The sequence below is a fragment of the Roseovarius mucosus DSM 17069 genome, from assembly GCF_000768555.3.
In the GTDB taxonomy this organism is placed as follows: domain Bacteria; phylum Pseudomonadota; class Alphaproteobacteria; order Rhodobacterales; family Rhodobacteraceae; genus Roseovarius; species Roseovarius mucosus.
In genome coordinates, this window is sequence record NZ_KN293980.1 from 300582 (window position 1) to 320931 (window position 20350).

20 protein-coding genes and 1 pseudogene are annotated in these 20350 nt (G+C 65.1%); 6 read left to right on the forward strand and 15 right to left on the reverse strand.

Annotated elements, in window-relative coordinates:
• Positions 1-4 precede the first annotated feature (4 nt).
• Together ROSMUC_RS12605 and ROSMUC_RS12610 are read left to right on the forward strand one after the other, a co-directional pair.
• Positions 5-2963 (forward strand): annotated as a pseudogene (locus ROSMUC_RS12605) (DNA translocase FtsK).
• A gap of 80 nt (positions 2964-3043) precedes the next feature.
• On the forward strand, positions 3044-3649 hold the full coding sequence (locus tag ROSMUC_RS12610) for a LolA family protein (protein WP_037273569.1): 606 nt from the start codon (positions 3044-3046) through the stop codon (positions 3647-3649).
• A gap of 25 nt (positions 3650-3674) precedes the next feature.
• Here the strand turns inward: ROSMUC_RS12610 and ROSMUC_RS12615 are convergent, their stop codons facing one another.
• Entirely contained in the window at positions 3675-4277 is a 603-nt protein-coding gene (locus tag ROSMUC_RS12615) for a transglycosylase SLT domain-containing protein (protein ID WP_037273575.1), read from the reverse strand.
• Positions 4278-4467: 190 nt separating this feature from the next.
• On the opposite strand from ROSMUC_RS12615, the gene hspQ reads away from it, so the two are divergent.
• A complete protein-coding gene (gene hspQ, locus ROSMUC_RS12620; protein WP_008283234.1) occupies positions 4468-4794 on the forward strand; it encodes a heat shock protein HspQ in 327 nt (108 codons plus the stop codon).
• A 39-nt stretch (positions 4795-4833) separates the two neighbouring features.
• On the opposite strand, the gene ROSMUC_RS12625 is transcribed toward hspQ, so the two are convergent.
• From ROSMUC_RS12625 to ROSMUC_RS12635, 3 genes are all read right to left on the reverse strand, one after another.
• Positions 4834-6411 carry a gamma-glutamyltransferase family protein gene (locus ROSMUC_RS12625; protein WP_037273579.1) on the reverse strand — a complete coding sequence of 526 codons (1578 nt, stop codon included), beginning with the start codon at positions 6409-6411 and terminating at the stop codon, positions 4834-4836.
• A 322-nt stretch (positions 6412-6733) separates the two neighbouring features.
• The gene (locus ROSMUC_RS12630; protein WP_245875173.1) at positions 6734-7180 is read right to left on the reverse strand and encodes an ATP-binding protein; all 447 of its coding nucleotides are present in this window, start codon (positions 7178-7180) and stop codon (positions 6734-6736) included.
• A 47-nt stretch (positions 7181-7227) separates the two neighbouring features.
• A complete protein-coding gene (locus tag ROSMUC_RS12635) occupies positions 7228-7566 on the reverse strand; it encodes an STAS domain-containing protein (RefSeq protein ID WP_037273583.1) in 339 nt (112 codons plus the stop codon).
• Positions 7567-7660: 94 nt separating this feature from the next.
• Here ROSMUC_RS12635 and ROSMUC_RS12640 point away from each other — a divergent pair, with 94 nt between their 5' ends.
• Positions 7661-8833 (forward strand): thiolase family protein, encoded by a 1173-nt coding sequence (locus ROSMUC_RS12640; protein WP_037273585.1) that lies wholly within the window; start codon positions 7661-7663, stop codon positions 8831-8833.
• 6 nt (positions 8834-8839) lie between these two features.
• On the opposite strand, the gene ROSMUC_RS12645 is transcribed toward ROSMUC_RS12640, so the two are convergent.
• Complete coding sequence (locus ROSMUC_RS12645; protein WP_037273586.1) at positions 8840-9304, reverse strand: GNAT family N-acetyltransferase; 465 nt, start codon at positions 9302-9304, stop codon at positions 8840-8842.
• A 132-nt stretch (positions 9305-9436) separates the two neighbouring features.
• Here ROSMUC_RS12645 and ROSMUC_RS12650 point away from each other — a divergent pair, with 132 nt between their 5' ends.
• Positions 9437-9892: a GAF domain-containing protein gene (locus ROSMUC_RS12650; protein ID WP_037274078.1), complete on the forward strand. Its 456-nt coding sequence runs from the start codon at positions 9437-9439 to the stop codon at positions 9890-9892.
• A 31-nt stretch (positions 9893-9923) separates the two neighbouring features.
• Here the strand turns inward: ROSMUC_RS12650 and ROSMUC_RS12655 are convergent, their stop codons facing one another.
• The 6 genes from ROSMUC_RS12655 to bcoG all read right to left on the reverse strand — a co-directional run bounded on the left by ROSMUC_RS12655 (position 9924) and on the right by bcoG (position 17269).
• Positions 9924-10709 (reverse strand): carnitinyl-CoA dehydratase, encoded by a 786-nt coding sequence (locus ROSMUC_RS12655; protein ID WP_037273589.1) that lies wholly within the window; start codon positions 10707-10709, stop codon positions 9924-9926.
• The gene (locus ROSMUC_RS12660; RefSeq protein WP_037273590.1) at positions 10706-12754 is read right to left on the reverse strand and encodes an acetate--CoA ligase family protein; all 2049 of its coding nucleotides are present in this window, start codon (positions 12752-12754) and stop codon (positions 10706-10708) included. The genes ROSMUC_RS12655 and ROSMUC_RS12660 overlap by 4 nt, the downstream gene beginning before the upstream one ends.
• Before the next feature lie 271 nt (positions 12755-13025).
• On the reverse strand, positions 13026-14186 hold the full coding sequence (locus ROSMUC_RS12665; RefSeq protein WP_037273591.1) for an acyl-CoA dehydrogenase family protein: 1161 nt from the start codon (positions 14184-14186) through the stop codon (positions 13026-13028).
• A gap of 1 nt (position 14187) precedes the next feature.
• A complete protein-coding gene (locus ROSMUC_RS12670; RefSeq protein WP_037273593.1) occupies positions 14188-15597 on the reverse strand; it encodes a carnitine 3-dehydrogenase in 1410 nt (469 codons plus the stop codon).
• The gene (locus tag ROSMUC_RS12675) at positions 15597-16358 is read right to left on the reverse strand and encodes an SDR family oxidoreductase (RefSeq protein ID WP_037273595.1); all 762 of its coding nucleotides are present in this window, start codon (positions 16356-16358) and stop codon (positions 15597-15599) included. Before ROSMUC_RS12675 ends, ROSMUC_RS12670 begins: the two co-directional genes overlap by 1 nt.
• Positions 16355-17269: a 3-dehydrocarnitine:acetyl-CoA trimethylamine transferase BcoG gene (gene bcoG, locus ROSMUC_RS12680; protein WP_037273596.1), complete on the reverse strand. Its 915-nt coding sequence runs from the start codon at positions 17267-17269 to the stop codon at positions 16355-16357. Before bcoG ends, ROSMUC_RS12675 begins: the two co-directional genes overlap by 4 nt.
• A gap of 78 nt (positions 17270-17347) precedes the next feature.
• Between bcoG and ROSMUC_RS12685 the strand changes: the two genes are divergently transcribed.
• Complete coding sequence (locus ROSMUC_RS12685) at positions 17348-18295, forward strand: GlxA family transcriptional regulator (protein WP_037273598.1); 948 nt, start codon at positions 17348-17350, stop codon at positions 18293-18295.
• A gap of 6 nt (positions 18296-18301) precedes the next feature.
• Here ROSMUC_RS12685 and ROSMUC_RS12690 read toward each other — a convergent pair whose 3' ends face one another.
• The 4 genes from ROSMUC_RS12690 to ROSMUC_RS12705 form a co-directional block, all read right to left on the reverse strand.
• Positions 18302-18787, reverse strand: a complete 486-nt coding sequence (locus ROSMUC_RS12690; RefSeq protein WP_245875174.1) for a periplasmic heavy metal sensor — start codon at positions 18785-18787, stop codon at positions 18302-18304.
• Between the two features lie 17 nt (positions 18788-18804).
• Positions 18805-19167, reverse strand: a complete 363-nt coding sequence (locus ROSMUC_RS12695; RefSeq protein WP_245875175.1) for a hypothetical protein — start codon at positions 19165-19167, stop codon at positions 18805-18807.
• Positions 19151-19744 carry an RNA polymerase sigma factor gene (locus tag ROSMUC_RS12700; RefSeq protein WP_037273604.1) on the reverse strand — a complete coding sequence of 198 codons (594 nt, stop codon included), beginning with the start codon at positions 19742-19744 and terminating at the stop codon, positions 19151-19153. The genes ROSMUC_RS12695 and ROSMUC_RS12700 overlap by 17 nt, the downstream gene beginning before the upstream one ends.
• A gap of 73 nt (positions 19745-19817) precedes the next feature.
• The gene (locus ROSMUC_RS12705) at positions 19818-20309 is read right to left on the reverse strand and encodes an EF-hand domain-containing protein (protein WP_037273606.1); all 492 of its coding nucleotides are present in this window, start codon (positions 20307-20309) and stop codon (positions 19818-19820) included.
• Positions 20310-20350 lie beyond the last annotated feature (41 nt).

Sequence of the window (20350 nt, forward strand, 5' to 3'; positions counted from 1 at the left end):
CGAGATGGCATATCAGACGCGCGGGCGCGACCCCTTGCTGGACAGCAACATGGCTGAGGCAATCGAGAAACGCGGCAAGGAATTGCTGGGTCTCGTGCTGATGGCATTGGCGCTGATGGTGGCGGCGATGGTGGTCTCGTATACCCCCGACGATCCAAGCTGGATGTCGGCCACGGATGCGCCGGTGCAGAACTGGATGGGGCGGTTGGGCGCGTCGGTGGCGGCCCCGCTGTTCATGATCATCGGCTGGGGGTCTTGGGGCTTTGCCATCGTTGCCGGGGTTTGGGGCGCGCGGCTGGCGCTGCACCGGGGCCAGGAGCGGGCCATGGGGCGGCTCATTTTCGCGCCGATCTGGCTGGCGGTTCTGTCGCTCTATGCCGCGTCGCTGACGCCGGGGGCGGAGTGGGCGCAGACCCATAGTTTCGGTCTGGGCGGTCTTTTTGGCGATACGGTTCTGGGCGCGTTGCTGGGTATTCTGCCGGTGGGTGCGAGCGTGGGGCTCAAGCTCTTGTCGCTGGCGCTGGGTGTGGGCGTGCTGGTGATGGGGGCCTTTGTGCTGGGCTTCACGCGGTTGGAATTGCACCGGGTGGGCCGGTTTCTGCTGGTTGGGGTGATCCTGAGCTATGCCACTGTGATGAAGGCCATGGGCCGGGGTGCTGGCGGCGCGGCGCAGGCCGGGCAGGCCGTGCAGGCGATGATGGCCGAGCGGCGTGCGCGCCGGGGCGAGGCGGCTGTTGAGCGGGCGGCGGTGCCGTTGCGGGCCGAGCCCGTGCTGGAGGGCGCGCGGGTGCGTCGGTCGGATGCCGTGCCCCTCGTGGCGGAGCGGGCTGCGCCGGTCGCGCCCAAGCCCGCGCAACCGGTGGAAAAACCGGGTGGATTGCTGGCGCGGATGCCGATGCTGATGCGCAAGCCCGAGGTCATGCCCGAGCCAGAATTAGTGGAGGCCGCGACCTATGAGGGCGAGGCCGAGATGCCCGGCGATGATCGCATCCGGGCCAAGATTTCCGATGTGATCAAGGCGCGGGTGCGCCAGAGCCCGGCGATGCGTATCGAGTCGGTGGCCCCGTTGACCAAGGGCCGGGGCCGTGGTCCTGATCCGCTGATCCTGAATACTGCGCCGCGCGGCGAGTTGCCGCCCGAGCCGCCGTTGACGGCGCGGCATGTGGTGCAAACGCCGCTGCGGGCCGAGCCGCTGTTGCGCGCTGCGGCACCGGGGAGCATGGCCGCACCCATGGTGGATTTGACCGAGGACGACGATTTCGACGCGATGATCGAGGCACTCGGGCAGGACGGATGTGCCCGAAATGACCGCGCCCGCGCCGCGGATTCCCGTGCCAGAGCCGCGCAAGGTGGTGCAGCACGCGCCGCGCAAGCCCATGCAGCCGTCTTCGCGGGCCATGGCCGAGGCGCAGCCGACGCTGAAGTTCGATACCCCGGCACAGCCGGTTTATGAATTGCCGCCGCTCAGCCTGTTGGCGGACCCCGAGCAGATTCAGCGCCACCATCTGAGCGACGAGTCGCTGGAAGAGAATGCGCGGATGCTGGAAAACGTGCTCGACGATTACGGCGTCAAGGGCGAGATCGTAAGCGTGCGCCCGGGCCCCGTGGTTACGATGTATGAGCTGGAGCCGGCACCGGGCCTCAAGGCGAGCCGGGTGATCGGCCTGGCGGATGACATTGCGCGGTCGATGTCGGCGCTGAGCGCGCGGGTGTCCACGGTGCCGGGGCGGTCGGTCATTGGCATCGAATTGCCCAATGACAACCGCGAGATGGTGGGCTTTCGCGAAATCCTGTCGAGCCGGGCTTATGGCGATGGCAATCAGAAGCTGCCGCTTGCCCTTGGCAAGGACATTGGCGGCGATCCGATTGTGGCCAACCTTGCCAAGATGCCCCACCTGCTCATTGCAGGGACGACCGGCTCGGGCAAATCGGTGGCGATCAACACGATGATCCTGAGCCTGCTCTACAAGCTGACGCCCGAGGAATGCCGGTTGATCATGATCGACCCCAAGATGCTGGAACTGAGCGTTTATGACGGGATTCCGCATCTGTTGTCCCCCGTCGTGACAGACCCGAAAAAGGCGGTGGTCGCGCTCAAATGGGTGGTGGCCGAGATGGAGGACCGCTATCGCAAGATGTCCAAGATGGGCGTGCGTAACATTGACGGCTATAACGGCCGGGTCGATGAGGCGCTGAAGAAAGGCGAGATGTTCAGCCGGACGGTGCAAACCGGGTTTGACGACGACACCGGCGAGCCGGTATTCGAGACCGAAGAATTCGCGCCCGAGAAGATGCCCTATATCGTCGTGATCGTCGACGAGATGGCCGACCTGATGATGGTCGCGGGCAAGGAGATCGAGGCCTGTATTCAGCGTCTGGCGCAGATGGCGCGGGCGAGCGGTATTCACCTCATAATGGCCACCCAGCGCCCGTCGGTCGATGTGATCACCGGCACGATCAAGGCGAATTTCCCGACGCGGATTTCGTTTCAGGTGACATCGAAAATCGACAGCCGCACCATTCTGGGCGAGATGGGGGCCGAGCAGCTTCTGGGTATGGGCGACATGCTATACATGGCCGGGGGCGGCAAGATCACGCGCTGTCATGGGCCGTTCGTGAGCGATGAAGAGGTGGAGGAGGTGGTCAATCACCTCAAGGCCTATGGCCCGCCGACCTATGTGGGATCGGTGCTGCAAGGCCCCGATGAGGACAAGGCCGAGAGCATCGATGCGGTGCTGGGTCTCTCGTCAGGCAGCGGGGCAGAGGGTGATGACCTGCTCTATGATCAGGCGGTGGCGATCGTGATCAAGGATCGCAAATGCTCGACCTCTTATATCCAGCGGAAACTGGCGATTGGCTATAACAAGGCCGCGCGTCTGGTCGAGCAGATGGAAGATGAGGGCGTGGTCAGCGCCTCGAACCACGTCGGCAAGCGCGAGGTGCTGGTGCCGGAGCCGCAGTAGGCGGCGGCAGGTCGCTCAGCCACGAAAATTTTACGCCCCGCGCAGGTGCAATCCCGCGCGGGGCGTCTTATCTGAAGGGTATGAACAGGATGCGTTTTCTCATGGTCCCCGTCCTCTGGGCGGCGATGGCCCTCCCGGCGGCGGCGGAAAAGCTGTCCTTGCCGGAAATCTCAAATTACCTGAACGGTCTGCGGACGGCCCAAGGCGCGTTTACCCAGATCAACGAGGATGGCACGATCAGCACGGGGCGGATTCTGATCAAGCGCCCCGGTCGGGTGCGGTTCGAATATGACCCGCCCGAAGAGGCGCTGGTTGTGGCCGATGGCGATACGGTGGGTGTCATTGATCCGCGGTCGAATGACGGGCCGGTGGGGTATCCGCTCAACCGCACACCGCTCAAGATCATCCTTGCGCGCAATGTGGATCTCACGCGCGAGCGGATGGTGGTGGGGCACGCGAGCGATGGCACCTCGACCACGGTGCGCGCGCAGGACCCGGCCAACCCCGAATATGGCAGCATTGATCTTGTCTTTACCGGCAGCCCGGTCGAGTTGCGCCAATGGGTGATCCATGACGGCAGCGGCAGCCAGACCACGGTTGTTCTAGGGGATATGGAGCGCGATGTACGGCTGAATGACGAGAATTTCGTCATTCCGGGCAAAGAACGGATGCGGGTAGATCGCTGAGCCCGCGCCGCAGGCCCAGCGGTTCTCAGATCAGGCCACGCCCCAGAGAACAGGTGCCAAGCTGTGCGCGGTAGGTCTGCGACCGGCTCTCGACACTGTCGGCGACGCGCAGGAGCCACGGCTTGCTGTTGTGGCTGCCGCGGGCAAAGCCCGTGCGACCGTCATGGTAGGCAAGATACTGGTTGCGCGCATCCGTGAGCGGGATTCCAAGGCTCTGATTGGATTTGGCCATATACCAGCCCATGAAATCCGTGGCATCGGCGATATCGGTGCGGCGCGCGCCAAAGCGGCCCGTCTCGCGCTGATATTCTTCCCATGTGCCATCAAGCGCCTGGCTATAGCCATAGGCAGAGCTGACGCGACCCGTGGGAATCACCCCAAGGGTCCAGCGGAACGGCGTGCGCGCGTCGCTGATGAATTTGCTTTCCTGATAAATGGTGGCCATCTGCACATGCGCGGGCACGCCCCATCTGCGCTCTGTCGCGCGGAAGGCGCGGGCGTATTCGGGGCGCTCATTCAGAATGGCGCATGCGTGGTCCAGATTGCGCGGCGCGGTGCCATAGCCATTGCCGCCGCCACAAGACGCCAGCACAAACAACACCATCAACGCGCGAAGAGTTCTGCTCATTTGCCTCTCGCTCTCTTTTTTTCAGGCAGTTTACCGGAAACTCTGGCCGGGGGAAATCACGAATTCGCAGGGTTTTGGGGGGTGGCGCTGTCACGCCTGCGTTCACAGACTGTTTCTCGCATGTTTCAGCCGACTGTTGGACAAACCACCCTTGAAAGGTTTACAATCCATAGGTAGGGGCAAACGCGATATGATTAAAACACGTGCAAAATATCATCTGGGCCAGGTGGTCCGTCACAAGAAGCACCCGTTTCGCGGGGTGATCTTTGATGTCGATCCGCAATTCTCGAATACCGAGGAATGGTATGCCTCGATTCCCGAGGATAGCCGCCCATCCAAGGAACAGCCGTTCTATCACCTGCTCGCGGAAAATGAGCAGAGCTATTACGTGGCCTATGTGAGCGAACAGAACCTGGTGGCGGATTATTCCGGAGAGCCGGTGGGGCATCCCGATATTCCCGATCTCTTCGGGCCGTTCGAGGATGGGCATTACCCGCTGCATTTTCAGCTGAATTGAGCGGGAAAAGGGTGGGTTTGCACCCACCCCAGAGGTCAATCAATAGCCAAGCGCGCAGCCATCCTTGCGCGGGTCGCTGCCCCCTTCGAGTACGCCGTCCTCGTGGATGAAGATGGCCTGCGCGCCGCCGATGGGGCCGGGCATCCGCAGGATTTCGTGCCCCATATCGGCAAGGGTTTGCGCCACATCCTCGCCATAGCCGCGCTCGAGGTTGAGGCCGAGAGGATCGGCAAAGGCGCGCGGCGCGTCGATGGCGGATTGCGGGTCCATCCCGAAATCGCGCAGGTTCGAGACAAGCCGCGCATGACCCGTCGACTGATAAGAGCCCCCCATCACGCCAAAGGGCATGGTCACGCGGCCATTCTCGGCCAACATGCCGGGGATGATCGTGTGCATCGGGCGTTTGCCGCCGCCGAATTCGTTGGGATGTCCCTCTTCCAGCGTAAAGCCCGCGCCGCGGTTTTGCAGCAGCACGCCGAATTTCTCGGAGGCAATGCCCGAGCCGAAGCCGTGGAAGATCGAGTAGATCAGCGACACTGCCATGCGGTCGCGGTCGACTACGGTGATGTAAATCGTGTCGCGGTGCACCGCCTCGGTCAGGGGTTTGGCGGCGGCCATGGCGCGCTTGGGATCAATCAGCGCGGCCAGTTTCGTCGCTGTTTCCGGCGAGAGCATGTGATCCAGTTTGCGCATGTGATCGGGGTCGGCAATGAAGCGGTTGCGCGCGTCATAGGCCAGTTTGGTGGCCTCGGCCTCGATATGCACACGCTCTGTGCCAAACGGGTCCATACCTGCAATATCGAAATGTTTCAGGATGTTGAGCAGCAGGATCGCGGTGGCGCCTTGGCCGTTTGGCGGATGCTCGACCAGGTTGGCACCTTTGTAATCGCCGCGGACGGGTGTTGTGTAATCGCAGCGCTGGCCTGCGAAATCGGCAGCCTGATGGGTGCCGCCCAAGGCATTGAGCGTGGCGATGATGTCGTCGGCCACTTCGCCTTCGTAAAAGGCGGCGCGCCCGTCGCGGGCGACGCGGCGCAGCACCTCGGCCTGGCCGGGGGCGCGGAACATCTGGCCCGCCTTGAGGGGCGTGCCCGCGGGCATGAAATGGGTGAGGCCATGCCCCTGAAGCGCAGCGCCAGCGGTGGGCCAGTCAAAGGCCACGCGGGGGGCCACTGGCACGCCCTCTTCGGCGTAGCGGATGGTGGGGGCGAGCAGGGTATCGAGGCCAAGCCGGCCGTGATCGGCGCTGAGTTGGCAAAAGGCGTCGACGGCACCGGGGACCGTGACGGCATGCGCGCTCTGGAGCGGCACGGTCTCATGGCCTGCGGCGCGCAGAGCGGCGGCAGAGGCCCCAGCGGGCGCGCGGCCAGAGCCGTTGAGCGCGTGGATGGTGGGATCGCCCGGTTTGGTGAAGAGGACAAAGCAATCGCCGCCGATGCCGGTCATTTGTGGTTCGCAAATGCCCAAGAGGACCGCGCCTGCAATCGCCGCGTCCATGGCGTTGCCGCCGCGTTCGAGAATGTCGATGGCGGTCTTGGCCGCGAGCGGGTGCGAGGTGGCGCACATTCCGTTGGTGGCGAAGGTAGCCGAGCGGCCGGGCGTGTGAAAGTCGCGCATGGGGAGTCCTTGTGTCCGTGATGGGCGGACACTAAAGCGTTTCGGCTTTTCGTTGAAACACCAAAACGCTCTGAGAGCTTGAGTTGGCTCAATTTATAACAGAAAAATCGCGGGCCTTTTTCTGTAATCGCCTTGGGCCGCGCTCGCCGTTTTGTCTATCGGGGGGGGGAGGTAAGCCTCGACGCCGCGCGCTGGGTGGGGGCAATTACACGCGACGCCGAGGGAAGCCATATGCAGCTACAGGTTTTGTTATGCAGGGTCTCTGCGGCGTGAGTTGGCCGGGAATAAGGTAAGATTGCGGCGGCCTTTTCCTAGGGTTGTATCAGAGCCGGGAATGGCGGAGTTCCAGGCTCAGGTGGTTCCACCCTGCTGCGCGACGATAGTCGATCCGGTCGGCAAGATCGCGAATCAGGAACCAGCCAAATCCGCCCTCGGGCAAGGCGTCGCGCGCGACGTCATGCGCGGGCAGGGTGCCATCGGGGGGGCGTAGACCGGGCAGGGCCGTGCCGTGGTCGCTGAGCACACAGACAAGCCGGGCCTGGTCAAGCGCAAGGTCGAGGCGAATCTCGCCGGGGGCATCAGCCGGATAGGCATGTTCGACGATATTATTCAGCGCCTCGGCCAGTACGATTTCGACGGTGCCACGGTCCTCGTCCGTCAGGGCGCTGGCGTGCAGCCAGCTACGGATGCGCGCCAGCACGTCGCGCACCGCGAGATCCGATGCCGGGGTGCTGAGCGAGAGGCGCTGTGCTGCGGTCTCGGGGGTCACCGCGCGCGGCCTTTGACGGGGGACAAGGGGTGCTCCATCTTGGCGCATTATCCTGTCGCGCGGGAATTGAGCCTGCGCAGATCGTCATGGATGGTGAAAACCGTATCCATCCGCGTGAGGCGAAACACCTTGGCCACATCGGGGGTGAGGCAGGCAAGATCAAGCCGCCGGTCGCCGCCCATCTGTTTCATCGCGGCGACGATGGCGCCAAGACCGCTCGAGTCGACAAAGGTGACATTGCCCAGATCAAGCACAACCGGCCCGGCCCCCGCGGCGGTGGCGGCGCGCATGGCGTCCTTGAAACGAATGGCGGCGGCGGCGTCGATACGCGCCTCGGCCACGGTGATGATGGTCAGGTCAGGATGGTGAGTGGCGTGCAAGTCCATGGTGCCTCCGGCGCGATACGTAGTAATACAGGGCACGCTAGACCCAATTCCTTACCATTCGGTATGCAGGATCAGGATTTGCGAGGAGGCAAAGATGCATGATGTGGTGATCGCAGGGGCGGCGCGCACGCCCATGGGCGGATTTCAGGGGGATTTCGATGGGGTGCCCGCGGCGGAGCTGGGGGGCGCTGCGATTCGCGCCGCGCTGCTGGATGCCGGGGCCGAAACCGTCGACGAGGTCTTGATGGGCTGTGTGCTGCCTGCGGGGCAGGGGCAGGCCCCGGCGCGGCAGGCGGGATTTCTGGGGGGCTTGGGCGAAGAGGTGCCCGCCACCACGCTCAACAAGATGTGCGGATCAGGGATGAAGGCCGCGATGATGGCGTTTGACCAGATCGCGCTGGGCCACGCACAGGTGATGCTCGCGGGTGGGATGGAATCGATGTCAAGCGCACCCTATCTCTTGCCCAAAATGCGCGGCGGCGCGCGGCTGGGCCATGCGCAGGTGGTCGATCACATGTTTCTCGACGGGCTCGAGGATGCCTATGACAAGGGGCGTCTGATGGGAACCTTTGCCGAGGATTGCGCCGAGGCGTTTCAATTCACCCGCGAGGCGCAGGATGCCTATGCGCTGGCCTCGTTGCAGGGCGCGCTTGACGCCCAAGCCTCGGGGGCGTTCGCGCGCGAGATTGCCCCGGTCACGGTGCGGGGGCGCAAGGGCGAGGTGGTGATTTCCGCAGACGAACAACCCGCCAAGGCGCGGCCCGAAAAGATCCCGACGCTGAAACCGGCGTTTCGCGCGGAGGGCACTGTGACGGCGGCCAATTCCAGCTCGATCAGCGATGGTGCTGCGGCATTGGTGCTGGCCTCGCGCGCGGCGGCAGAGGCGCAGGGCTTGCGCATCCGCGCGCGGATCATGGGGCATGCCAGCCATGCACAGGCGCCCGGCCTTTTTACCACCGCGCCGGTGCCTGCGGCACGCAAGCTCTTGGACCGTCTGGGTTGGGACGTGAATGATGTCGACCTGTGGGAGGTGAACGAAGCCTTCGCCGTGGTGCCCATGGCGTTCATGCACGAGATGGGCGTGGCGCGCGAGCGGCTCAACGTCAATGGCGGTGCCTGTGCGCTGGGTCATCCGATTGGCGCCTCTGGCGCGCGGATCATGGTGACGTTGCTCAATGCGCTTGAGACGCGCGGGCTACGGCGTGGCGTGGCCGCCATCTGCATCGGCGGCGGCGAGGGCACGGCGATTGCGATTGAACGGATGTGATCCGGTTCACGCCGCTTCGAGATCGCGCCGCATCGTGGCCATGCCCCTGCGGCGCGACAGTTCCTCGTATCCTGCCTTGCGGTAGAGATTGAGGGCCGGCGCGTTGTCGAGTTCGACCTTGAGCGTGATGGTCAGCGCGTTGAGTTGACGCGCGGCATCCTCGGCCATGGACAAGAGCACCTCGCCGGTGCCACCACGCATGCTTTCTTCGACAAAGACATAGGTGAGGTGGCGCACCTCGGGGCCAATGCCCACGCGCAGCGCGAAAAAGCCGACGTCGCGCCCGTCCTCATCCCGCAGATAGAAGGTCTCGTCTTCGAGATCGCCCACCCATTTCAGCGCCCATTCGCGCGCGTCAAAGGGATGGCTGGCCTGCGGATTGATAAGCGCGAGATCGTCCTTGTCGGTCAAAAGGCGCGCCAGCGGTTCCAGATCACGGGTCACGTTTCGGTGCAGACTCAGCCGGGGCATGTGTCGTTTTCCTTATAGTCTATGTCGGATTCCTATTCGGGGCGCGTCTCTGCCATGGCAGGACCGGGGATGCAACCCGATGGCGTCACGCAGCCTCTGGCCTTGGCGTGCGGGGCGTGGCATATGGCTGCCATGCGGATCGACTATGACCATATCGCCCGAACCATCGCCGCGCTCACCGACGGAGAGAGCGACGCCGTTGCGCTGATGGCCACGGTGGTGTGCGAGGTGCATCACGCCGATGACCGGTTCGACTGGACCGGGTTCTACCGTGTCACAGCCCCCGAAATGCTCAAGATCGGGCCCTATCAGGGCGGGCATGGATGCCTGAGCATCCCGTTTTCACGCGGGGTGTGCGGGGCGGCGGCGCGCACGGGCACGGTGCAATTGGTGCCGGATGTGGATGCCTTTCCGGGGCATATCGCCTGCGCGAGCTCCACGCGCTCGGAGATTGTCCTTCCGGTGCGCGACGGGGCGGGCCGACTGATCGCAGTCTTCGATATCGACAGCGATCAACCGGATGCCTTTACGCAAGAAGACGCGGCGCGTCTGGAAGAGATTCTGGCGGCTGTGTTCGGGCGGATTTGAGGCACGTTACCTGCGCGTCAAACACCCGCCCTCAGCGCCCCTTCCATACCGGATCGCGTTTTTCGGCAAAGGCGCGCGCGCCCTCTTTCTGATCCTCCGAGGCGTAGAGGATATCCACCGTCTCGAACTGTCGCCGGGTGATGCGGTTCATTGCATCCTGAAAACGCATCGCCTCGGCTTCGCGCACGATTTCCTTGATCGCGGCATAGACGAGCGGCGGGCCGTCGGCGATGGTCTGGGCCATGGCGCGGGCTTCGGCCATCAAGCGGTCTGCGGGGTGGATGTGGTTGATGAGGCCCCAATGCGCAGCCTCTTTTGCATCGAACCAGCGGCCCGTGATCAAAAGCTCCATGGCGATGTGGTAGGGGATGCGCTTGGGCAGCTTGAGGCTGGCGGCATCGGCCACGGTGCCCGAGCGGATTTCGGGCAGGGCAAAGGTGGCATGTTCTGCGGCCAGAATGATGTCTGCTGACAGCGCCAGTTCAAGCCCGCCGCCGCAGGCGATGCCGTTGATGGCGGCAATCACCGGCTTGTTCAGCCCGCGCAGCTCCTGCAGCCCGCCAAAGCCGCCGACGCCGTAATCGCTGTCGGGCGCCTCGCCTTCGGCGGCGGATTTGAGATCCCAGCCGGGGCAAAAGAATTTCTCACCCGCGCCGGTCAGGATCGCCACGCGCAGGGTGGGATCGTCGCGAAAGTCGCGGAATACCTCGCCCATGATGCGGCTGGTGGCGGCGTTGATGGCATTGGCGCGGGGGCGATCCAGTGTCACCTCGAGCACGGCGCCGTGGCGCTCTGTCTTGATGGGGGTGTCGGTCATGGTCTCTCTCCCTTGGTGATGAGCGCGTCCACGGCAACCGCATCTGAAGCGGTGCAGAGGAGCGGGTTGATTTCCACCTCTTCCAGACAGGAGGCATGGGTGATGACATAGTCCTGCACGGCCATGACGGCCCGCAGGATCGCGGCGCGGTCTGCCGCTGGCTGGCCCCGATAGCCATGAAGCAGCGGCGCAAGGCGCAGGTGGTTCAGGGCCCTGTCAATCTCGGGTTCCGCGACGGGCAAGAGCAGGCAGGTGGTATCGCGCAGGATCTCGGTGAGGATGCCGCCCGCGCCCAGCGTCAGCACGAACCCATGCGCCGGATCGCGCAGCACGCCGATCAAGAGTTCGGCGACGGGGCCTGCAACCATTTCTTCGATCAGCCAGCTTTGACACGGCATGGCGGTTGCCTTGGCCAGCGCCTCGGGGGTCTCCCCGGCGTCGCGGAGAAATAGCACGCCGCCGGCTTCGGTCTTGTGCGCCAGCCCCTCGGCCTTGATGACCAGCGGGAGGGGCATGGCGGTGAGGATTTCCGAGAGTTCGGCGGCAGAGGTGGCGCGGCGGGCTTGCGGGATGCGCAAACCGTGGGCGGCGAGCGCGGCCTTGGCCTCGGCCTCGGTCAGGGTGTGGGGCCGCGTGGGGGGGCCGGGCAAAAGCAGGGGGGCCGGTGTGGCGCGCGCCTGTCCCAGCCATGCGGCATGAGCGATGGCGGTGAGGCCGTCATCCAGCCCCAAGAGTGGGATCAAACCGCTTGCGATGGCGCGCTCGGCCATAGCCTCGGACAGGCAATCCGGCAGGGTCGCGATGAGCGCGAGCGGCTTGCCCACCCGGCGTCGCGCCTCTGCGCCCGCCTCGAATATGCAGTCCCAGGCGGCGGGATCGCATCGGTCGGGGCGCGGAAAATCTGCAATCATCACACCGATGTCGGCGGGGCCCTCCAGCGCGGCAGCAAAGGTGGCGGTCATGGCGGGCACGTCGCCCCAGATGAACGTGTGGTAGTCGAGCGGGTTGGCGAGCGCCACCCGTGGCCCGAGTGCGGCGCGCAGGGCGCTGGCCTGAGAGGGGGTGAGCGGTGGCAGGGTGATGGCATGGTCAAGGGCTGTGTCGGCCATCAGGCTTGCCTCGCCGCCCGAGCACGAGATCGAAGCCACGGCATTGCCGGGCAGGGGGCCTGCGAAATGCAGGAGTTTCAGGGTTTCCAGCATCTGAGGCAGGGAGGTAACCTGTGCGATGCCCAGCCGCGCCAAGAGCGCCGCCGCCCCGGCGCCGCTCCCCGCCAAAGAGGCCGTATGCGATTGCGTGGCGGCGCGCGCCTGATCCGAGCGCCCGGATTTCAGAGCGACGATGGGCTTGCCAGCCGCGCGTGCGGCCTCGGCCAATGCCTCGAAGGCGCGCAGATCGCCCACGCCTTCGATATGCAGGCCAAGGGCGGTGACGCGCGGATCAGCCAAGAGCGCGCGGCCGAGGTCCGCAAGGCCAAGCTGCGCCTGATTGCCCGCCGTCATGAGGTAAGCAATCGGCAGACCGCGCGCCTGCATGCTGAGGTTGATCGCGATGTTCGAGCTTTGCGTGAGAATGGCCACTCCGCTCGCGCAGCGCCGGCCGCCATGTTGATCGGGCCAGAGAAGCGCGCCATCGAGATAATTGACGAAACCATAGCAGTTGGGGCCGATGATCGGCATATCGCCCGCAGCCTCCAGGAGCCGCGCCTGCATGGCCGCGCCGTCGCCCAGCTCTGCCTCGGCCTCGAGAAAGCCCGCGGCAAAGCAGACCGCCCCGCCTGCGCCCATCGCGCGCAGCTCTGCCACGGTGGCAATCGTCGCGTCGCGGTTGACGCCGACAAAGACCGCATCAGGCACGCCGGGCAGAGAGGCCAGCGTGGGATAGGCGCGCGCGCCGCCGATATCGGGTTTGCTGGGATGCACCGGCCAGACCGGCCCGGCAAAACCCATGGCCGCGCATTGCGCGATGAGATTGGCGCACCAGGTGCCGCCGCCGATCACGGCGATGGAGGCGGGGCGCAGCAGGCGGGAGAGGTCTTGGGTCATGTGCGGGCACTCTGGAAAGGCAAGGGGCGCTGCCCCTCTGGCCCTGCGGGCCATTCACCCCGAGGTATTTTGGGCCAGATGAAGGGTTTGGTTAACGTTTCTGCGACAAGCTGGTACGGCGGTACAGGCTGAGGAGCCGATGACCGCGCCAGGTGAAGCCCCCTGCTCTCTTCGGGCAGGGGGTGCGCCTCATTCATCTGGCTTAAAATACCTCGGGGGGTCCGGGGGGCGGCGCCCCCCGACGGTTCGACGCCGCAGGCGGCGATACCGTTCATGCGCCCAGGGGCCGCAGCATCTCGCGGCTGATGATGTGGCGTTGGATCTCGGACGTGCCGTCCCAGATACGCTCGACCCGTGCATCGCGCCAGAAGCGTTCTATCGGCAGGTCGTCCATCAGCCCCATGCCGCCATGGATTTGCAGCGTGGCATCGGTGACGCGGGCCAGCATTTCGGAGGCATAGAGCTTGGCGCTGGCGATCTCGCGGTTGGCGGGCAGCCCCTGATCGAGCCGCCACGCGGCGTTGAGGGTCAAGAGGTCGGCGGCGTCGATCTCGGTGATCATATCGGCCAGTTGAAAGCTGATGCCTTGGAACTTGCCAATCGCCTGGCCGAATTGCTCGCGCTCTGCCGCGTAGCTGAGCGCGTGGTCGAAACAGCGGCGCGCGCGGCCCACGGCCATGGTGGCCACGGTGATGCGTGTGGCGTAGAGCCATTCGTTCATCACCGCGAAACCGCCGTCGACCTCGCCCAGAACCTGGGCATCGGGCAGGCGGCAGTCGTCGAATTCGAGCACCATGTTCTTGTAGCCCCGGTGGCTGACAGATCTATACCCGTCACGGATGGTGAAGCCGGGTGTGCCGCGATCCACGAGGAAGGTGGTGATGCGCTTTTTCGGGCCCTTGTCGGTCTGATCCTCGCCGGTGGCGACAAAGACGATGACGAAATCGGCATGATCGGCGCCCGAGATGAAATGCTTGGTGCCGTTCAGCACCCAGTCGCCGCCATCCCGTCGCGCCGCGCATTGCATGCCGCGCACATCCGATCCGGCGCCCGGTTCGGTCATGGCGAGGGCATCCATCCGCTCGCCGCGCACGGCGGGGTGCAGATAGCGCTCGATCTGTTCTCCCTTGCAGGCCATCAGAATATTCTGTGGGCGGCCAAAGAAATGCGTGAGCGCCATGGAGCCGCGCCCGAGTTCGCGCTCGACAAGGGCGAATTCGAGATGGCTCAGCCCCGCGCCGCCCGCGGATTCAGGAAAGTTGCAGGCGTAGAATCCAAGGTCGATGGTTTTCTGCTTGATGGCTTGGGCCACCTCGGGCGGCACCTCGCCGGTGCGCTCGACGAGGGCTTCATGCGGATAGATCTCGTTCTCGACAAAGCTGCGCACGGTCGAGACGATCATTTCCTGTTCGTCGGTCAGTCCGAAATGCATGTCACGCCTCCTGGTGCAGCTTGGCCAATGCTTCGACCCGCGCCAGAACATCGGCGCGTGGAGCGCAGGATTTGCGGGTTTGCAGATCGACATGCAGCATGAACTGGTCGGAGGTGGCCAGAAGCGCGCCGTCGCTCTCGCGTTTCATTTCGTGAAAGCAGCGGAGTTTCTTGCCTTCGCCTTGGGTCACGCGCGTTTCGACCCGGACACGCTCCCCCGCATGGGCCTCGGCCAGAAAGCTGATGGTGTTCTCGACGGTGAAATAGCTGAGACCGCCCGCGATATAGTCGGCATCGGCCCCTACATGGGTCATCACCGCGTCGGCGGCATCGCTGAAAAGCTGGCCAAAGCGCCCCTCGTTCATGTGACCGTTGTAATCGGTCCAGTCGGCGGGGATCACGCGGCGGGCGCTGGTGATGGGCGGGCCGTCGGTGAGGGTAGTCTTGATCGTTTGCTGATGCGCGTTGATCAGCCGTCCCGCCGCATTGCCCTGTTGCCGCAGGGCGCGCAGCATGGCGACAAGGTTGTTGTCGCGCTTGCGTTCCAATTCGCGGATCGTCAGATGGCCCGATTGCGCGTCGGACTGATCGGCGATCATCTGGGCCAGTTCTTCGGTCAGTTCCGGCACGTCCATGAGTTTTGTCCAGGGCCAGGAGAGGCAGGGGCCGAACTGGTCGATGAAATGTTTCATCCCCGCCTCGCCGCCCGCGATGCGGTAGGTTTCAAACAGGCCCATCTGCCCCCACCGCAGGCCAAAGCCGTAGCGGATGGCGTTGTCGATTTCCTCGGTCGTGGCGATGCCATCCTTGATGAGCCAGAGCGCCTCGCGCCACACGGCCTCGAGAAAGCGATCCGCGATATGGGCGTCGATTTCCTTTTGCACATGCAAGGGAAAATGGCCGAGCGAGGTGAGAATGTCCTTGGCGCGCGCGATGAGGGCGGGGGTGTTTTTCTCGGTCGTGACCAGTTCGATCAGTGGCAAGAGATAGACCGGGTTGAACGGATGCGTCACGACGATCTGCTCGGGGCGGGTCGCGCAGCCCTGCAGTTCCGAGGGTTTGAAGCCGGAGGTGGAGGAGCCGATGATCGCGGCCGGGTCGCAATGTTCCTGAAGGGTCTGAAAGACCTTGCGCTTGAGTTCCAGCCGTTCGGGCACGCTTTCCTGGATCCAGTCCGCGCCCTTGACGGTTTCGGACATGGTGGGATGAAAGCTGAGCTTGCCCTCTGGGGGGAGGGCCACGTCATAGAGCATGGGCAGGGCGTGGCGGGCGTTGGCCAAGACCGCGTCGATTTTGCGCGCGGCCTCGGGATCGGGGTCGAACACCCGCACATCCCAGCCGTTGAGAAGAAAGCGCGCGGCCCAGCCGCCGCCGATCACACCGCCGCCGATGATTGCTGCTGTTTTCGTCATCACACCATGCTCTCCGTATGTCCGTCCACGGCCAGGATCTGGCCCGTTACTTTGCTTGCGGCGGGGGAGGCGAGGAAAAGCGCCATATCCGCCAGATCATCCGCCGTGACCCATGTGCGCAGGCTGGTGCCACGCGCATAAAGGTGGCGCACCTCATCCTCGGTCCGGCCCGAGGCGCGGGCCTCCATTTCCACGACACGCTCCATCCGGGGGCCTTCGACCGCGCCGGGGGCAATGGCGTTGACGCGCACGCCTGCGGGGCCAAGCTCCATCGCCAGTGTCTTGGTCAGCCCCACCAGCCCCCATTTTGCGGCCACATAGGGCGTGCGGTAGGGCACGCCGTGGAGGCCGGAGGTGGAGGTGGTGATCAGGATCAGCCCAGATCCTTGCGCCCGCATCACCCGCGCCGCCCAGCGACAGGCGAGGAAGGCACCAAAGAGGTTGACGCCGACGCAGCCCTGCCACGCGGCATAGTCCAGATCCTCGATCCGGCCTGCGGGGCCGCCGGTGCCGGCATTGGCGCAGAGCACATCGGCCCCGCCCCATGTGGCCTCGACATCGCCCAGAAAGGCGGACATCTGCGCCTCGTCGGTCACATCGGCCTGTTGCGCGATCATGGCGGGGTGGTCGGCCTGCATCCGCGCCACCGCCGCGCCATCGGCATCGCAAATCGCCACCCGGTCACCGCGCGCGGCAAAGCGTTCGGCCAGGCGCCGCCCGATCCCCGACGCGCCGCCGGTGATCACAACGCGCTGGTTCATCCGCGCGGGGCCCGTTTGGTGAGGCGCAGTTTTTGGCGCACCTCGGCGGGGGTCATGAGGCGCGCGCCCAAGCCCTCGATGATGCCCTTTGCCTTTTCCACGAGTTGCGCATTGGTGGCCAGAACGCCACGGTCGAGCATGAGATTATCCTCGAGCCCCACGCGCACATGCCCGCCCGCCAGCACCGAAGCGGCGACATAGGGCATCTGGTGGCGACCCAGCGAAAAGGCGGAAAAGGTCCAGTTTTCCGGTACGTTGTTGACCATCGCCATGAAGGTGTTGAGATCGTCGGGAGCCCCCCACGGCACGCCCATGCAAAGCTGCACCAGCGCGTCCGGTTCCAGAATGCCATCCTTGACCAGTTGCTTGGCGTACCAGAGGTGGCCGGTGTCAAAGGCTTCAATCTCGGGTTTTACTCCCAATTCGGTCATCATCCGGCCCATGGCCTGCAACATGCCGGGGGTATTGGTCATCACGTAATCGGCTTCGGCGAAATTCATCGTGCCGCAGTCGAGCGTGCAGATTTCGGGCAGGCATTCGGCAACATGGGCCACACGCTCGGTCGCCCCTGCCATATCGGTGCCCTTGGGCGAGAGGGGCAGGGGGGATTCGACATCGCCAAAGATCATGTCGCCGCCCATGCCCGCCGTCAGGTTGAGCACAACATCGGTGTCGCTGTCGCGGATGCGGTCTGTCAACTCGCGAAAGAGCCTGGGATCGCGCGACGGTGCGCCGGTTTCGGGGTCGCGCACATGGCAATGCACGATTGCCGCTCCGGCCTTGGCGGCGGCAATCGCGCTCTCGGCGATCTCTTTGGGCGAGCGGGGGACATGCGGGCTTTTGTCCTGCGTGGCCCCCGATCCGGTAACGGCACAGGTGATGAAAACCTCGCGGTTCATGGTGAGCGGCATGGCATCCTCCGGTTTTGGTGTTGGCCCGAGCCTAGCGCGCTGGCAGACCGATTGAGTGTGCGGTATAAGACAATAATCATGCCGGAATGGACAAAATCATCAGGCGCCCCTGTGCGCATCGCGCTCCTGCTCTTTGACAGGTTCTCGAACCTGTGCCTTGCCAATTGCCTAGAGCCGTTGCGCGCCGCCAATACGCTGGGGCCGCGGCGTGGGTTTGACTGGCAGATTCTCACGCTGGATGGGGGGCCTGCCCGCTCGTCCAGCGGAATCGAGGTTCTGGCGCATGGCGGGCTGGGGGCGCAGACCGCTTGCGATTACCTCTTCGTGCTGGCGAGTTACGATCACGACCGGCATGACAGTGCCGCCACCCGGCGCGCGTTGCAGGGCGCGGCGCGGCGGGCGGGGGTGACGGTGGGGCTGGATGCCGGTCCATGGCTGCTGGCCTCTGCGGGGCTATTGGACGGGCGGCGGGCGACGGTGCATTGGGACCTGCTCGATGCCTTTACCGAGCGATTTCTGGCGGTAACACCGGAACGCGCGCGGGTGCTGCGCGACGGGGCGCGGATGACCTGTGCGGGGGCTATGTCGGCGCTTGATCTCACGCTGGGGCTGATCAGCGATCATCTGGGGATGGCGGTGCGGCTGGATGTCGAGGCGCTGTTTCTGCATGGCGATCCGCCTGTGACCCCGGCGCGCGAGGATGCGGCGGTGGGCGATCCGCTCTTGCGGCGGGCGTTGGGGCTGATGCGGGACCATGTCGAGCGGCCCCTGTCGCTGAGCGATCTGGCGCGTCGGCTGTCGTGCCAGCCGCGCACGCTGGATCGGCGGTTTCGGGCGGGCCTTGGCGCACCGCCGGGGGCGGTGTATCGCCATCTGCGATTGGCAGCCGCGCGCAAACTGGTCGAGAATACGCGGCTGGGCATGGCGGAAATTGCGCTGCGGTCGGGCTATGAATCGCCTGCGGCGCTGACCCGTGCACTGCGTCGGCAGTATGGCACCACGCCGCGCGCCTTGCGGCGCGGCTAAGGGGTTTCAGTCCTTCATGTGTTTCTCGCGTTTGGCGCGATACTCGGCAATCTGCGCCTCGAGCCGGTCGGCATAGGCGGCACGGTCGGCATCGGACATGGCGGCAAGATGCGTCAAGAGCACCTCTTGGCCCATCTCGAACCGTGCGGCAAAGCCGTCGCGTTGCGCGCGCATCTGTGCTGCCACGCGGTCCGCGTCAAAAGGCACGGCGCGCAGGTCGATGACGAGCGCGTCGAAACTTTCCCCGATACCGGGGGCCGTGTCAGCGCGCGCGCGCCACTTTTCGCGCATGGCGCGGCCAATCTCGCGGCGGTCCGCGTCCGAGAGTGCGCGGGTGAGAGGCCCCCCCGCCATGTCTAGCCGCGAGGGGTGATGCCCTGCGTGATCGCCGCCATGGCGCAGCGCCCAGCCCGCCGCCAGCCCCGCCACCGCGAGGTTGAGCGCCAGAGAGGCCACCAGTAGCGCCCGCACCCAAGGTTTGGGTCGGCTCATGCTCTGCTGCTCTGCCATCAGAAATCCCCCGCCAGTTCAAACACCGCTTCGGGTGTGATATCGACCAGATAGGCCGCCTCGGTGCTACCTGACACGCCCTCGGGCAGCGCGGTGCCGATCCAGACACCCGCCACAATGGCCGTGGTCAGCCCCGCCATCGCGGGCCAGCCGCCCAAGAGGCGGTAGAGTTGCTCCAGAAGACCGGCGCGCGGCGCCTCTGCGGCGGGCTGTGCGCGGCGGGTGATCCAGATCTGTTCGGCCTCGGCATCGCCAAGGACGCGCGCCAGCAAGTCCGGTGAGGGCGCGGGCGGATGGGCGCGGGCGGCGTCGAAGAACGCGCCAAGCCCGCCAAGATCCTGATCCTTATCGCTCATCGGCATATCCCAACTCCTCTTGTCGCCCCGCCAGAAGCGCGCTGAGCGCGCGCTTGCCGCGTGAGGTCAGACTTTCGACCGCCTCGACGGTCACGTCCATGATGTCGGCGATTTCGGGGTTCGCCAACCCTTCGATATGGCGCAGAACCACCGCTTGCCGCTGCCGTTCGGGCAGCTGATTCAGCGCGGATTGCAGCGCGTCGGCGCGGGCGCGGTCCTGCATCCGGTCGGCGGCGCTGGCCTGCCCATCCGCAGGCTCGGGGATGGCGTCAAGCGGCACGGAGCCGCCGCGCGCGCGCCTGCGCCGGTCGATGCAGAGATTGGCCACCACGCGGTAGAGCCAGGTGCTGACCTTGGCCTCGCCGGGCCGCCAATCGGGGGCCTGCCGCCAGAGCCGCAAGAGCGCCTCTTGGGCCACATCCTCGGCCTCGGTGCGGTTGCCCAAGAGGCGGTAGGCATGCGCCATGACGCGCGGTGTGAGGCGCAGCGTGAGGAGGCGCGCGGCCATGGCGTCACCTTCCGCGAAGCGCGCCAAGAGCGCGTCGTCAGGCAGGTCTTCCATGGCGTCGAATGGCATGCGCATCGCCCTCTAGCGTATCCTTCAGACCGGCCCCTGACCAGAGGTCCGGCGCGGGGGTCGCCCGCGCCGACCGATGTCACTCGCTTGTTTTCTTGTCCTTCATCATGCCGTGGTGCTGGCCATGTTTGCCGCGCATTTCCGTGAATTCTTCCTCGGAGATCGCGCCGTCGCCATCGGTGTCCATCTTCTTGAACATCTTGCCCTTGTTGCGGGCCTGCATTTCGTCGGGGCTGAGCTTGCCATCCTTGTTGGCGTCATGCCGCTCGATCATGTGATCGGCATAGGCGGCCATGCGCTCTGCCTGACGTTCGGTCATGCGGGCGACCAGCTCGTCCTTGGACAGGGCCCCGTCGCCGTCGCTATCGGCACCTTCGAAGCGCGCCTGCATGTGGTTGGCCATTTCTTCGGGTGTGATCTTGCCATCGGCGTCGGCGTCCAGCTCTTGAAAGCTGTGTTGCATGCCCATGCCTTTGCCCATCTTGCCCATGTGGCTGTCGGCCTGTGCCACGCTCAGCCCACCGGTCAGAATTGCGGTTGTCAAGCCCACCATCAGAACTGTCTTGTGCATTGTCGTCTCTCCCTTGGGGATGTGTTTGCATCTCGCGAAGC